13 protein-coding genes are annotated in these 14,571 nt (G+C 68.7%); 8 read left to right on the top strand and 5 right to left on the bottom strand.

Going from position 1 to position 14,571, the window contains the following annotated elements:
- Positions 1-2: 2 nt before the first annotated feature.
- The gene (sorA, locus tag K309_RS0100385) at positions 3-1,265 is read right to left on the bottom strand and encodes a SorA family sulfite dehydrogenase catalytic subunit (RefSeq protein ID WP_029044561.1); all 1,263 of its coding nucleotides are present in this window, start codon (positions 1,263-1,265) and stop codon (positions 3-5) included.
- A 300-nt stretch (positions 1,266-1,565) separates the two neighbouring features.
- Here sorA and K309_RS0100380 point away from each other — a divergent pair, with 300 nt between their 5' ends.
- The 3 genes from K309_RS0100380 to K309_RS0100370 are packed head-to-tail and all read left to right on the top strand — an operon-like array spanning position 1,566 to position 5,108.
- Positions 1,566-2,915 (top strand): uracil-xanthine permease family protein, encoded by a 1,350-nt coding sequence (locus K309_RS0100380; RefSeq protein ID WP_029044560.1) that lies wholly within the window; start codon positions 1,566-1,568, stop codon positions 2,913-2,915.
- A gap of 19 nt (positions 2,916-2,934) precedes the next feature.
- Complete coding sequence (locus K309_RS0100375; RefSeq protein WP_029044559.1) at positions 2,935-4,398, top strand: amidohydrolase family protein; 1,464 nt, start codon at positions 2,935-2,937, stop codon at positions 4,396-4,398.
- A 2-nt stretch (positions 4,399-4,400) separates the two neighbouring features.
- A complete protein-coding gene (locus K309_RS0100370) occupies positions 4,401-5,108 on the top strand; it encodes a sulfite exporter TauE/SafE family protein (RefSeq protein ID WP_029044558.1) in 708 nt (235 codons plus the stop codon).
- 4 nt (positions 5,109-5,112) lie between these two features.
- On the opposite strand, the gene K309_RS0100365 is transcribed toward K309_RS0100370, so the two are convergent.
- A complete protein-coding gene (locus K309_RS0100365; RefSeq protein ID WP_029044557.1) occupies positions 5,113-6,150 on the bottom strand; it encodes a LacI family DNA-binding transcriptional regulator in 1,038 nt (345 codons plus the stop codon).
- Positions 6,151-6,211: 61 nt separating this feature from the next.
- Positions 6,212-7,147 carry a LysR family transcriptional regulator gene (locus K309_RS0100360; RefSeq protein ID WP_029044556.1) on the bottom strand — a complete coding sequence of 312 codons (936 nt, stop codon included), beginning with the start codon at positions 7,145-7,147 and terminating at the stop codon, positions 6,212-6,214.
- Positions 7,148-7,294: 147 nt separating this feature from the next.
- Here K309_RS0100360 and K309_RS0100355 point away from each other — a divergent pair, with 147 nt between their 5' ends.
- From K309_RS0100355 to K309_RS0100340, 4 genes are read left to right on the top strand one after another with little or no spacing between them, the layout of a single operon-like run.
- Entirely contained in the window at positions 7,295-7,501 is a 207-nt protein-coding gene (locus K309_RS0100355; protein ID WP_029044555.1) for a DUF3311 domain-containing protein, read from the top strand.
- Between the two features lie 12 nt (positions 7,502-7,513).
- Positions 7,514-8,896, top strand: a complete 1,383-nt coding sequence (locus K309_RS0100350; RefSeq protein WP_029044554.1) for a sodium:solute symporter family protein — start codon at positions 7,514-7,516, stop codon at positions 8,894-8,896.
- Between the two features lie 24 nt (positions 8,897-8,920).
- Complete coding sequence (locus K309_RS0100345) at positions 8,921-10,576, top strand: amidohydrolase (protein ID WP_029044553.1); 1,656 nt, start codon at positions 8,921-8,923, stop codon at positions 10,574-10,576.
- Entirely contained in the window at positions 10,573-11,517 is a 945-nt protein-coding gene (locus K309_RS0100340; RefSeq protein WP_029044552.1) for a CobW family GTP-binding protein, read from the top strand. The genes K309_RS0100345 and K309_RS0100340 overlap by 4 nt, the downstream gene beginning before the upstream one ends.
- Before the next feature lie 11 nt (positions 11,518-11,528).
- On the opposite strand, the gene K309_RS0100335 is transcribed toward K309_RS0100340, so the two are convergent.
- Positions 11,529-12,434: a YihY/virulence factor BrkB family protein gene (locus tag K309_RS0100335; protein ID WP_029044551.1), complete on the bottom strand. Its 906-nt coding sequence runs from the start codon at positions 12,432-12,434 to the stop codon at positions 11,529-11,531.
- A 109-nt stretch (positions 12,435-12,543) separates the two neighbouring features.
- Complete coding sequence (locus K309_RS0100330; protein ID WP_029044550.1) at positions 12,544-12,732, bottom strand: YjfB family protein; 189 nt, start codon at positions 12,730-12,732, stop codon at positions 12,544-12,546.
- Positions 12,733-13,005: 273 nt separating this feature from the next.
- Between K309_RS0100330 and K309_RS0100325 the strand changes: the two genes are divergently transcribed.
- On the top strand, positions 13,006-14,346 hold the full coding sequence (locus K309_RS0100325; protein WP_029044549.1) for a serine hydrolase domain-containing protein: 1,341 nt from the start codon (positions 13,006-13,008) through the stop codon (positions 14,344-14,346).
- The last annotated feature ends 225 nt before the right edge of the window (positions 14,347-14,571 follow it).

The raw sequence follows: 14,571 nt of genomic DNA, 5'->3' as shown, positions 1-14,571 counted from the left end.
CCTCAGGCGATGGTGACCGGCGTGGCTTCGATGACATTGCGGCGGTAGCCGGCGGGGTTCCAGCTGGCCTTGGCTGGCTGGGTCTCGCCCTTGTTGCTGGTCGCGCGCACCATCAGTACGGCGGGACCCTTGCGGTCGAACTTCACCGGCAAGTGCCACGCGCGGAATGAAAAGCGGCCCAGGTCCTCGCCGAGCGTTGCGGCCTGCCAGTTCTGCCCGCCATCGACGGAAACCTCGACCGTGCGGATGCCGGAGCCGCCATCGAAGGCGATGCCCTTCAGCGCCACCGTGCGGCCGGCCGGCAGCCTGCCGCCGCTCTCCACGCTTGTGATAAAGCTGCGCACGGCCAGCGTCGAGATCGGCCGCGTCCTGGCGGCCGGCGTGCCGGGGGCCACGCACTGGCAATCGTTGTCCGGCACGCGGTAGCCCTTGGTCATGAAGAACGCGTCATGACCCTCGAACGGGTGGTCGAGCACTTCAATCTCGGACAGGTGCTTGATCCAGTAGGTGCCGAAATACCCGGGCACCACCAGCTTGAGCGGGTAGCCGTTGAGCAGCGGCAGGTCTTCGCCGTTCATGCCCCAGGCCAGCAGCGGCTCGCCGTTCATGGCGTGCGCGATATCGAGCGACTTGCGGAAATCCGGCGTGCTCGGCAGCACCGGCGTATCCATGCCGTTGAAGGTCACCACCTTGGCGCTGGCCTTGATGTCCGCATGCTCCAGCACCTTGCGCAGTGGCACGCCGGTCCAGCGCGCATTGCCCATCGCGCCATTGGCCAGCTGCGCGCCGAACACGCGCGGTTCGGAAAAGCCGCGGCTGTTGCCCGAGCACTGGTTCACCGCGACCACCTCGACCGGGTCGGCCAGCTTCTTGAGTTCGTCCAGCGACAGGCGCAGCGGCTTGCCGACATGGCCGCCCACACTCAGCCGGTACGTGTTCAGGTCCACCGACAGTGGAATATTGGCCAGGTGGTAGCGCACGAAGAAGGCGTCGTTGGCCGTGATCGGCCCTTCATTGAAGGTGGAGAAGGGCGTTTCCAGGTGCGGCGGGCGGGTGCTGACGCGCACCAGCGGGCGCTTGCCCGGATAGCGCACCAGCGGACGCGGGCCGTCGGCGAGCGTGACGCCGTCGGTTGCCTTTGCCGCGAGGGCGCCGAGCGGTGAGGCGGCCAGCGCCAGCCCGCCAACATGCCGGACAAAGCGGCGGCGGGCGGGGGCAGGCTGGGGGCTGCCGGCAAGGTCGGCGGGTGTGTTCTTGTCTCGCATGGGGCGTCTCCTTGGCGCTCGCGGGGCGTGCGCGATGCGGTGTGGCGCTCACTTTGCACCCACGGCGTTAGCTTGTGAAACGGGTTTTCCTGCTAGCAGTTATCGATTTGATCGATATAGGGGAAACTCCGCTGTTGGCGCCGGTAGAAACCGCTTGCGCCAAAGATTCGCTTTCCCTAGACTTACCAAAACGTTTTTGTTAGCGGAATTTCATCACATCTGAGGCGAACTGCGCACAGACGCAGCGGCTGGTCTTCGGCCACCGCACAACGCCCGGCACACCAAACGAGGAGCCTATTTATGTCCCACGCCGCCCCCGCGCCGGTGGACGAACTGCTGCCATGGCGGCGCCTGTTCGTTTTCGGCCTCCAGCATGTCCTTGTCATGGCCGCGTCGCCGATCGCGTCCGTGTTCCTGATGAGCAAGGCGCTCGACTTCCCGCCGGCGCTGGCGGTGCAGCTGCTCAGCGCCACCTTCGTGATCTGCGGGCTGGGCACGCTGCTGCAGTCGCTGGGCAAGCGAGGCATCGGCGCCAGGCTGCCGTTCGTGATGCTGCCCGGCGGCGCGCCGATCGTGCTGTTCATCCTGATCGCGCAGCAGACCGACGTGCAGACCGCCGCCGGCGCCGTGATCCTGACCGGCGTCTTCTACTTCTGTGTGCTGCCCGTGTTCCGGCGCTGCCTGCGCTATTTCCCGCCGGTGGTGGTGGGGACGATGCTGCTGCTGGTGGCGATCAACCTGGCGCAGGTGTCGGGACGGCTGGTCGCCGGCCATCCTGCCGCGGGCGCCACGGTCGATCCGCTCAACCTGCTGCTGGCGTTTGCCACCATCGCCTGCACGGTGGCTGCCTCGCGCTTGCTGACGGGGATGCTGGCGCAGCTGGCGATCCTGCTGGGATTGCTGGGCGGCGCGCTGGTGGCGGTGCTGACCGGTGCCTTCCATGTCGGCCATGTGTCGATGACGCCGGTGATCGCGCTGCCCACGCCGTTCCCATTTGGCATGCCGACCTTCGACGTGGTGGCCGCGATCCCGCTGATGGTGTTTGCAGTGATCTCGATGGTGGAGGCCACCGGCCAGACGCTGGCGATCAGCGATGCGGTTGGCAAGCCGGTGGACCAGCAGCGCGACGTGCCGCGCACCATCCGCGCGGATGCGCTCACCTCGCTGGTGGGCGGGATGTTCGGCACCTCGCTGGTCATCACCAGCGGCGAAAACATCGGGATTGTCCGTGCGACCGGCGTGCGCTCGCGCTTCGTCACCGCGGTGTCGGGCGCGATCCTGGTGGTGTTCGGGCTGCTGGTGCCGGTGTCGTCGCTGATCAGCGCGATCCCCGAGGCGGTGGTCGGTGGCACCGGCCTGGTGGTGTTCTGCATCGTCGGCACCATGGGCATCGACATGCTGCGCAAGGTCGACCTGCGCCATCACGCCAACATGTATGTCGTGGCGGTGGCGCTGGCCGTGGGCCTGCTGCCGATCCTGGTGCCCGGCATCTACGGCGGCCTGCCGGCCAACCTGCGCATCCTGGTCGGCAACGGCGTGGCCATGGGCGCCATCACCGCCGCGCTGCTCAACTTCCTGTTTTTCCACACGGGCCTGCGTGCCGCGGCACCGGCCCCGGCGGTCGGCGACGATGCCGCCGCCACGCACTGATCCCGTTTCCTGAATCGCAATGACTCGACACGATGCAATCCTGCCGGCCTGGCCCGGCGAAAATACTCCGGCACTGCAACCGGAGCTGTTCAGGCAACCCCGCATCCTGCTGCCGGAATGGACGCTGCTGCGCCAGGGCGCGGTGCGCGGGCATGCCGTGGTCGTGGAGGATGGCCGTTTCACCGCCGTGGGCAGCGCCGATGAGGTGAGGGGGCGTTTCCCGGGGCTTGAAACCCTGCCGCTGCCGCGCATGCTGCTGATGCCGGGCATGATCGACACGCACCACCACCTGACCCAGTCGTTCGGCAAGTCGCTGGTGTTCGGCGAGCCGTCGGAGATCTTCCGCCGCGTCTGGGTGCTGCTGGAGGGCAGCCTGACGGCGGAGCACCTGTACCTGTCGTCCAGGCTGGCGGCGCTGGAAGCGCTGCGCGGCGGCTTCACCACCGTGGTCGACGCCGGCACGCGCAGCGACGCCGGGCTGGATGCGATCGCGCGCGCGGTCACCGATGCCGGCGTGCGCTGCGTGCTGGGGCTGATCTGCAATGACAAGCCGGGCGCCGAAACGCTCGACGCCGCGCCGATCCTGCGCCGCGCCGCCGCGCACCTCGACAAGTACGCCGGCGACCCGCTGGTGGCGCCGTCGCTGGCGATCTCGATCCCCGAGGTCGCCTCCGACGCGATGCTGCACCACGTCTACCAGCTCTGCGCAGAATCCGGCCGCATCTTCCAGACCCACGCCAACGAGCACCTGGTGGCGGTGGAGCGCTCGCTCAACGCCTGCGGCCGCCGTCCCATCGAACACCTGGCGGCGGTCGGCGCGCTGGGCCCGGCGGCGCTGCTGGCGCATGCCACGCTGGTGACGCCGCACGAGATCCGCCTGCTGGCCGATACCGGCGCGGCCGTGGCCTACAACCCCGTGGCCAGTGCCTGGAAGGGCAACGCCGTGGCGCCCGCCGAAACCATGGCGACCTTCGGCGTGCGCCTTGGCCTGGGTACCGACGGCACCCGCAGCGACGCTTTCCGCCTGCTCGACTACGCCGAGTCGGCGCAACGCTTTGCCTTCGGCATCGGCGTGGGCGATTCGTCGTGCGGCGCCGGCTGGCGCTGGGTCGACATGGCCACGCACGATGCCGCCGACGTCGCGGGACTGGGCGCCTTGACCGGCGAGATCGCCGCGGGCAAGCGCGCCGACTTCCTGCTGGTCGACCTTGACGTGCCCGAGCTGGCGCCGTCATGGGACCTGACCTGGGAGCTGGTGCGGCTGGCCAACCGCGACCAGATCCGCGCGGTCTTTGTCGACGGCAGCCTGCGGCTGTGGCAAGGCTGGCCCACCGACTGGGATGCCCGCGCGCTGATGCAGGCCATCCACGCGATGGCCGCCGACACCGTCGCCAATGCCCCGATCCGCAAGCTGCACGAAGCGGCCGACGTGCACCGTGCGCGCCACGCCGGTGCCACCACCGCAACCGGCGAGGCAGCGTGACGATGGACATGACGTGGTTCAGTGTCGGCGTGGCGGTCTTCACCGGCGCGCTGGTGCAGGGCGCGACAGGCATGGGCTTCGCGCTGATCGTGGTGCCGGTGCTGGCGCTGGCCGCGCCGGCGATGCTGCCGGGCGCATTGCTGCTGGCGATGCTGCCGCTCAATGCCTACGTGGCCTGGCGCGAGCGCCATGCCATCGACCTGCGCGGCGCGGGCTGGATCAGCGCCGGGCGGCTGGCGGGCACCTTCGGCGGGCTGTGGGTGCTGGTGGCGATGCCGATGGCGTGGCTCAACGCGCTGGTCGGGGGCAGCACCATCGCCGCCGCGCTGGCGTTGCTGCTGGCGCCGGCCTTTACGCCGGGGCGGCTGACCTTTGCCTCGACCGGGCTCATCACCGGCGTCACCGAGACCGCCACCGGCGTGGGCGGGCCGCCGCTGGCGCTGGCCTACCAGCACGCACCGGTGGCGACGCTGCGCGCGACCGTGGCGCTGTGCTTCCTGGTCGGCGAAGTGATCTCGCTGGTGGTGCTGGCGCTGAGCGGCAAGCTCGGCCTGGAGCAGGTGTTCTACGCCGCCGGCCTGCTGCCGGTGCTGGGCGCCGGCATGGTCGCCAGCCACCTGGTGCACCGGCGCATCAACCAGCGCATGCTGCGCATCGGCGTGCTGGTGTTCGCGCTGGTGTCGGGCGCGGTGGTGCTGCTGCGCGGCTAGGAAGTCAGGCAGTTGGCGTAGACGAGGCCCGCACCACCAGTTCAGGGGCGGGCCCGGCTATCACCGTGCGGCTGCGGTCGCCGGACAGATGGGCAAACAGCAGCTCCACAGCCAGCGACGCCACCCGTTCCAGGTGCAGGTTGACCGCGGTGATCGGCGGCTGCGCGCCGCGGGCGCGGATGCCGTCGTAGCGCGTGACCACCAGCACGTCGTCGGGCACGCGCTTGCCCAGGCTTTGCAGGTGAGCCATCGCGCCCACCGCGAACGCATCCACCGGCGCGCACAGCGCATCGAGCTGCGGCATCTGCGCCAGCAGCTGCGCGCAGGCATCGGCACCGCCGGCTTCGCCGCGCTCCTCGGGCGCCTTGACGATATGGCAGGGCAGGCCGGCCGCCTGCGTGAACTCGCGATAGGCGCGCTCGGTTTCCACGTACGACTGGCGCGCGGCGGCGCCGATCATCAGGCCGATATGCCGGCGGCCATGGCCGTGCAGGTGTTCCAGCAGCAGTCGCGCTGTTTCGGCCGATTGCAGGTCGACGCAAGGCACCGGCGTTTCGGTCAGCGGTTCGCGTCCGATCGAGACGATGCTGACGCCGCGCTCGCGCAGCCGTGCGATATGCGGGTCACCGGCAATCGGCTCGATCACGATGGCGCCGTCGATATCGAGCGTATCGAGCAATCCGCCCGCGCCTTCCAGCGGCGGCACCAGCACCACGCCGAGTCCGCGGCCCATCGCCGCTTCCGCCGCGATCGCGGCCACTTCCATCATGAAACCCAGCCGCGAGGTGCCGCCCGCCACCGCGAACGGCATCGACGACAGCAGCGCGATGCAGTTGGCGCGCCCCGACTGCAGCCGCTGCGCGCGCACGCTGGGCCGGTAGCCCAGTTCCGCCGCGATGCGCTTGACCCGTGCGCGCGTGGCCGGGTCCAGCACGCCGCGGTCGTTCAGCGCGTGCGAGACCGTGGTCAGCGATACGCCGGCGGCGCGGGCGACGTCGTGGATGGTGAGGCGGCGGGGGCGGTCTGGCGTGGAATCGGTCATGCCGGGTTTGAGCTGGGGATCAGCCGGAGCATACATCAAGGCCAAGCGAAGGTCGGTCAGGTCAGCGGCGCGCGCCTTGCCTGGCTGGCGCCGACGACAACTCCTTCCAATGCTCGCGCGTAAATGCGTAGAGCGCCTCCAGCGCCGGCGACAGCGAGCGTGCGGCCATGCGCGCGATGCCGTAGCGGCCGCAGCGGCGCGGGTCGGGCGGCATCGGCACTTCCGCCATCAGCCCCGCGGCGCGCTCCTGCCGCGTGATCGACAGCACGCCGAACAGCAGCGTGTCGGTGGCAAGCGTCACGCTGCGCAACATGTCAAGGTTGTCGCAGTGCAGGGTAAAAAGCTTGTCGGGGGCGGCCTCGGGGCCCCATAGCTCGGCCAGCTGGCGGCTGACGATGGTGCTCAGCGTGGTGGTCGCCACCGGATAGGCGCGGATCGTCTCGATATCGATGCGGCGCTTGCGCAGGATCGGATGGCCGGCGCGGCACACCAGCCCGGCGGGCAGCTCACCCAGCGGCTCCAGTTCGATGTCGTCGGCGGCGCGCAGTACGTAGGCGTCGCCGACGATGGCGTCGATGGTCTCGCGCCGCAGCGCGTCGAGCAGCGCGCTGGTGGCGCCGGTTTCGGTGCGGACCTTGATGCGCGGGTGCGCCTGCGCCATGTGGATCAGGAACGGCGTCAGCAGCAGCGCGGCGGGCGCGGGCGCCACGCCGATCGTCAGCGAGCCTTCCTCGCCGCCGCGCAGCAGTTCCAGGTCGCGGCGCAACTGGCGTTCTTCCAGCCGCATGCGGCGCGCCCGGTCGGCCACCAGCTCGCCGAACACGGTCAGGCGCGCGCGCCGCGCGCCGCGGTCGAACAGCGGCGCTTTCAGTTCGTGCTCCAGCGCGCGGATGCTGCGGCTCAGCGCGGGCTGGGTCAGGTGCACGGCGCGTGCGGCCTCGGAGAAGGTGCCGTGCTCGACGATGGCGAGCAGGTGCAGAAGTTTCTGGGTGTCCATGCGGAATCCATGCGGATTGGTTATGGAAGCGGTTAGATATTTGCATTTGAATCATACATCGGTGCTCCCTATGATGACCGGAAACCAGCGCGGGCCCCATGCGGCAGGCACCGCGCACCGTTTATCGGAAAACATCGGAGACAACACATGCTCAAGCTGTTCATCGGCCTCGGCATCCCGTATATCGGGGTGATCGGGCTCTTGCCCTGGGTGGCTTCGGTCGAGCGTTTCGTGCTCGGCGTGCCCTTTATCTATGCCTGGATCTTTGCCTGGTTCGTGCTGACCTCGGGCTGCATGCTGGCCTGCTGGCTGCTGTTCGACCGCCATGCCGCCGAAGCCGCGCATGAAGCGTGAGGGAGACCAGCCATGACCACAGCGGTATTCCTCGGCTTTATCGTCTTCTCGCTCTATCTCGCCATTCGCTCCAGGAAGGGGCACGGCGCGCAGAGCGTCCATGACTTCTTTGTCGCGTCGCGGCAGTTCGGCGCCTACCTGGTGTTCTTCCTGGCGGCCGGCGAGATCTACAGCATCGGCACCATGGTGGGCTTTCCCGGCGGCATCTATGCCAAGGGGCCGACCTATGGCGTCTGGTTCCTCGGCTACATCCTGCTGGCTTACCCGCTTGGCTATTTCCTTGGGCCAAAGATCTGGCAGGCGGGCGCGCGCTACAACGCGATCACGCTGCCCGACCTGTTCAAGGGCCATTACGGCAGCCGTGCGCTGGAACTGATCGTCGCCGGTTCTTCCATCCTGTTCCTGCTGCCGTGGGGCCAGTTGCAGTTCACCGGGCTGGTGGCCGCGCTCAAGGGGCTGGGCTGGGAGTTCGATCCCGTGTACCTGGTGCTGATCTCGGCGGCGCTGGCCTTTACCTATATCGCCATCTCCGGCGTGCGCGCGTCGGCCTACATCGCCATCCTGAAGGACATCCTGATGGTGGTGGCGATCGTCGCCACCGGCGTCGCGGTTGGCTGGAAGGCCGGCGTGGGCGATGTCTTCCATGCCGCCAGCCTGCAGGTCAGCAACCAGATGAACGACACGCAGCTGCGCTTCTCGATGAGCACCATGCTGTTCCAGGCGCTGGGCTTCTACGTGATGCCGTTCGCGGTGCAGAACTTCTTTACCGCCAGGAGCGCCAACACCATCCGCCGCACGCAGGTGGCAATGCCGCTGTACATGCTGATGTACCCGTTCCTGGTGCTGGCGTCGTACTACGCGATCAGCCAGAACCTGCAGCTGGCCTCGCCCAACGAAGCGTTTTTCGCGGCGGCGGTGCGGCTGCTGCCTGACTGGCTGCTAGGGCTGGTGACCGCCGGCGCGGCGCTGTCGGGGCTGCTGGTGCTGGCCGGCATCTGCCTGGCGATCGGCCCGATCGTCACGCGCAACCTGCTGCCGGGCATGCCCGAGCAGCGCCAGAAGCAGGGGGCCAAGGTGGTGATCGTGGTGTACCTGGTGCTGTCGATCGCGATGACGCTGGCCACGCCCAACCTGATGCTGACGCTGATCAACACCACTTACTACGGCGTGACGCAGTTCTTCCCCGGCGTCATCGTGATCCTGTTCTCGCTGAAGGTGCGGCCGATGGCGATTGCGCTCGGCATCCTGAGCGGGCAGGGGCTGGCGATTGCCCTGTACGCACAGCAGGCCGACTTCGGCGGCATCAACCTCGGCCTGGTCAGCCTTGCGGTCAACCTGCTGGTGACCGTGGTGGCGAACTACGCGCCGCGCCTGGCGCGCGTGCAGCCGGCCTGATCCTTACGACTCATGCAACCAGCGATGACCCAGAACGACACAGCGCGCACGCAGGTATTCGTCGCGCGCAAGATTCTCACGATGGAAGCGGCGCAGCCGGAAGCGACCCATGTCGCGGTACGCGACGGCCAGGTCCTTGCGGTCGGCGGCGCGGCGGAAATGGCGCCATGGCCCGACGCGGTGGTGGTCGACACCTTCCGCGACAAGGTATTGATGCCCGGCATGGTCGAAGGCCATTGCCATTTGATGGAAGGCGCGATGTGGGACGCGGTCTACGTCGGCTACTTCGACCGCCGCGATCCCGATGGCAGGCTCTGGCGCGGGCTGCGCACGATGGACGAAGTCATCGAGCGCCTTGCCGATGCCGCCGGCAAGCTGCAAGACTCCTGCACGCCGCTGCTGGCGTGGGGTTTCGATCCCATCTATTTCGGCAGCGCGCGGCTGTCGGTGCGCGAGCTGGATCGCGTATCGGCGACGCGGCCGGTCGTGGTGATGCATGCCAGCGTGCATCTGATGAACGTCAATTCGGCGATGCTGGCGCTGGCCGGCATCGATGAAGACACCGACATCGACGGCGTGCACAAGGACGCGGATGGCAAGCCCACCGGCGAGCTGCAGGAGTTTGCGGCGATGTTCCCGGTGCAGCGCGTGATCGGCCGCGGCCTGTCGCTGGCTGCGGCGGAGGACGCTGAGGCGGTGCGTCGCTTCGGGCGCGTGGCGCAACTGGCGGGCGTGACCACGGCGACCGACCTGGTCAACGACCTGTCGGCCAGGGGGCTGGAAACGCTGCACGCCGTGACGTCGGACGACAGCTTCCCGCTGCGCATCGTGCCCGCGTTCGCGCCGCAGCGTGACGCGCAGGGCGGGCCGGAGCGCGTGCGGCAGGCTGCAGCGGCCGGCTCCGGCAAGCTCCACTTCGGCCCGGTCAAGTTCATCGTCGACGGCTCGATCCAGGGGTTTACCGCGCGGCTGCGCGCGCCCGGCTACGCCGGCGGCCAGCCCAACGGCCTGTGGCTGATCCCGCCCGAGCAGTTGCTGGATGCGTTCACGCCGTTCCACCTCGCCGGCCTGCCGCTGCATATCCACACCAACGGCGACGAAGCCACCGAGGTGGTGCTCGACACGCTGGAAGCGCTGCTGTCGCGCCATCCGCGCGCCGATCATCGCCATACGCTGCAGCACTGCCAGCTCGCCGATGCGGCGCAGCTGGCGCGGGCGAAGCGCCTCGGGCTGTGCATCAACTTCTTCGCCAACCATCTTTACTATTGGGGCGATGCCCATGCCACGCAGACCGTGGGCCCGGCGCGTGCCGCGCGCATGAACCCGGCGGGCACCGCGCGGCGCCTCGGCATTCCGTTCGCGATCCATTCCGATGCGCCGATCACGCCGCTGAACCCGCTCTTCACCGCCTGGTGCGCGGTACAGCGCCAGAGCGCCTCGGGCCGTGACATGGGCGAGGCCGAACGGCTGACGGTGGCCGACGCGCTTTATGCGGTCACGATGGGCGCGGCTTACACGCTCGGACTCGACCATCGCATCGGCAGCATCGCGCCCGGCAAGCTGGCCGACTTCGCGGTGCTGGAAGGCGATCCCGCCACCGTGGATCCGGCGCAGCTCAAGGACGTACGCGTGTGGGGCACGGTGCTGGGCGGCCGCGTGTTCGAGGCGCCTTCCCGATGAACGCCCGGCCTCCGATCCCGCTGGTCGTCGTCGGCGGCTACCTCGGCGCAGGCAAGACCACGCTGCTGAACCGGCTGCTGGCCAATGCGCAGGGGCTGCGCATTGCCGTGCTGGTGAACGACTTCGGCGAGATCAATATCGACGCCGCGCTGATTCGGGCCCGCAGCGACGATGTGATCCAGCTCGAGAACGGTTGCGTGTGCTGTTCCATCGGCGGCCGGCTGGCAGAGGCCCTGGTGGCGATCGCCGACCGCGACGCGCGGCCCGACCTGCTGGTGATCGAGGCCAGCGGCGTGTCGGATCCGCAGCGCATCGCGCAGATCGGATTGCTGGACCCGGCGTTCCGGCTCAACGCGGTGCTGGTGGCGGTGGATGCCGCTGCCGTGCACGACAGCCTGCGCGACCCGCTGGTAGGCGAGATGGTGCGGCAGCAGATCGCCGGGGCTTCGGTGGTGGCGGTGACCAAGACTGATCTCTGCGATGCCGGCGGCGCAGCCGCAGTAGCCGAGGCTGTCGGTACGATTGCGCCGCGCGCCACGGTGCTGGCAGCGCGCGATGGCCACATGCCGCTGTCAGTCTTTATCGACGCAGCCATGCCGGCGCCGACAGGCACCGGCCTGCTGCAATCGCATTCAGGCTGGCATCGTTCCACGCCGCACACCGGCATCCGCAGCATCGCCTACCAGACCGGCCGCGGCTTCGACAAGGCGCGGCTGCGGCATGCACTGTCGACGCTGCCCGTGCGCCTGCTGCGCGCCAAGGGACTGGTCCGGCTGGCGGCCGATCCGCGGCTGCACGAGGTACACGTGGTCGGGGGCAGGATGCGAATGCGGCCCCTGGCGCACGGCGGGGCCGGCGAATCGGCGCTGGTCTTCATCGGCGCCTTTGATGCCGCCGGGGCCGATTCCATCCGCGCCTGCATGGCGTCCGCACTGGCCTGAAGCGGCAAGCGTCAGGTATGGAACTCGCCGGCGGGGCCGTCCGAAGCAGGTGGCTGCTCCCAGCCGCTGCGCTCGAATTCCGCGATCACCTGCGCGCCGAGCAACAAGAGCGTTGCCGCGATCTCCAGGCTCAGCAGCACCACGATCGCGGTGGTCAGCGAGCCATAGACGCGCCCCACCTGCGACAGCGTGGTGAAGTACCACACCAGCGCGTGGCGCGAGATTTCCCACAGCACCGCGGCAAGCACCGCGCCGCACAGCGCATGCCGCAAAGACAACCGGCCGACTGGCATCACCATGTAGATCGACGTCAGCAGCAGGATCTCGCCCAGGAAGCCGAGCAGGTAAAGGAGCGTGGTGGAAAGCCGGTCGAGCGACCAGTCATGGCCCAGCACTTCCACGTGCCGCTCGCCAATGGCAATCAGCCCGCCCGAGACCACTGTCACCAGCAGCAGCCCCACGCTCAGCACCGCGATATAGCAGTAAGGCAGCACCGCCGAGATCAGGAAATGGCGGCGCCGGATTGCTACGCGATGGACGAAGATCACTGACATGGCGTTTTCCAGCACGGTGAACGCCAGCGAACTGAAAAACAACATCGTGCCCAGCAGCACCCAGCCGACCGTGGCGCGGCTGCGCAGGAACGACGCCAGCTCGGGCACCAGCGCCCTGGACTGTCCCGGCACGACCCACTCCAGGTAGCGCGCCAGCGTCGACAGCAACAGCCGCGGGTCGATCACGTGCGACAGCCCGATGACCATCAGGATCAGCAACGGCACGATCGACAGCAGCGCGTAATACGCGACCGCGCCGGCCAGCAGCAGGCCCTGGTTGGCACGAAACTGGACCAGCGTGCGCCACAGGAAGCGCCCCGGATGACGGAGCAGGTCGCGGACGCGGGCGTCGAGAAGCTGCATGGCGGACACCGGAGAAGGCAGGTGCTGACATTATGCGTCGGCGGGGGCCCATGTGTCCGCCGTGGCGGCGCGGGCGCTGCCGTCACGGCAGGCCTTGCGCCGCGCGAGATCAGACCTTTATGTCGATGGTCTGGCCCAGGTGCAGCGGGTTGCTGGCCGCAACCGGCTGGGGCATGGCCTGCAGCAGTGCAGCCACGCCTTGTGCCTGCATGTCCAGCGACTTGCGCAGCATCAGCAGGCTCACCGGATCGGCGCCCGGATCGCCCGCCAGGCGGGGGGTGACGTTGGAAATTTCCATGAAGCGTTTCCTTGATGAAGGTTGGGGGAGACGGCAGGACGGAACTGCCGCCAACACCCAATGACGGTCCTGGCCGGCCAACCTTGAGCGCCTTGAGCACCTTGGGCGCCGGCGACATTCCAATGGGTTATGGCGCTATGCCGGATACGTCATTGTGGCCATGACTTGCCGCGCGCAATATGGCGCCCGCGGATTGCCTCACGCGGGTCCGTATCGACGCAAACAGCGGCGCCGGACCGTGCGTGCGGACGCCCCAACAAGACAGGAGACAGCATGCGAGCGCAATCGGCATGGCGCAAGACGGGATTCGGGCTGGGTCGGGCATGGGTGGCGGCGATGGCGCTGGCGCTGCCTTCGGGCGGGTTGCTGGCGCAGCATGCCGCGGCCGGGGACGGCATCATGCAAGGCTTCCCGCCGCCGCCCGACAAGCAGGTCAGCCGCGGCAACGGCCTGCGTCCGCCGTTCATGCGCTGGGCTCTGAGCCACGCGCGCGAGATGTCGCCGACGGCCGGCATCCGGCATGCCACGCACCCCATGGCGCTGGCCGGGGCGGCGGGCGACGGCCTGGATGGCGCCACGTTCCGCGTGGCGGGCAATACCGTGCGGCTGGCCGACTACCTGCGCGATACCCACACCGATGGCTTTATCGTGCTGCATCAGGGCCGCATCGTGTACGAGCGCTACTTCGGCGGCTTCGGGCCGTACCAGCCGCATATCTGGGCGTCGATGACCAAGTCGGTGACAGGCCTGCTGGCGGCGATGCTGGTGGAGGAGGGTAAGCTCGATCCGCAGACCCGACTGGCGCAGTATGTGCCCGAACTGGCGGGCAACCCGTTCGGCGAGGCCACGGTGCAGCAGAACCTGGACATGGAGGTGCAGGTCGGCTACGCGGAGTCGCTGCCCCCTGACCTCGGCTTGTTTGGCGCGGTGGGCGTGGTGCCGCGCAAGGCGGACGCGCCGGACAACATCTATGACTTCCTGAAGACGGTCCATGCGACCCGCGACGGGGGCGAGGGCGGCACCTGGTATTACCAGAACGGATCGCCGGAAGCCGTCGCCTGGGCCATTCGGCGCATCACCGGCAAGAGCTGGTCGCAGCTCGTCACCGAACGGCTCTGGTCCCGCTTTGCCGAGGACGATGCGTACACCCATATCGACCGGCAAGGCACCGAGATGGCCAGCGGCGGACTGAATTCAACGCTGCGCGACGCGGCGCGCTTTGCGGAGGCGGTGCGCCGGGCCGCGGCAGGGGATGCGTCGGCCGGGATCTCGCCCGGCGCCGCGCGCATTGCACTGCAGCCCGCCAGCAACCAGGCGCGCTTTGCCCGAGGCAACCTCGCGGCGGGCCGCGCGGGCTACAGCTACCGCAACTACTGGTTCCATCGCAATGACGGCGATGGCGGCATCGAGGCCAGTGGGCGCTTCGGGCAGAAAATCTATATCAATCCGCGCATCGGCCTGACTGTGGTGAAGCTGTCAGCCAGCCCGGACAACGCCGCGCGCCCGACCAGTGCCGCCGGCGTGCGCCAGCGCGACGAATCCGCTCGCGCGCTGGAGTCGTCCGAAGCCCTGGTGGCCGCCGCGCTGGCGGTCCATCGCGCCTCGGGCCGCTGACCGGCCGTCGTCAGGCCTGGAACCACAAGCCTCCAATGACCGCTTGTTTGCTCCCCTCTCCCGCTTGCGGGAGAGGGGCCGGGGGGAGAGGGCAAGCGCGCGCAAAAGCTGTGACAGCCCGCTATGCCGATGCCCATAAAACGCGACCGGCGCGTTCAAGCCTCGCCTGATGCTGCGGGCGCCTGCCCTGTCCCCCGCCCCTCTCCCAGAGGGAGAGGGGAGCAC

The organism is Cupriavidus phytohabitans (assembly GCF_000426345.1).
GTDB lineage: Bacteria > Pseudomonadota > Gammaproteobacteria > Burkholderiales > Burkholderiaceae > Cupriavidus.
Note: the sequence above shows the minus strand (reverse complement) of the source record. Positions and strands in the feature narration are given on the sequence as shown.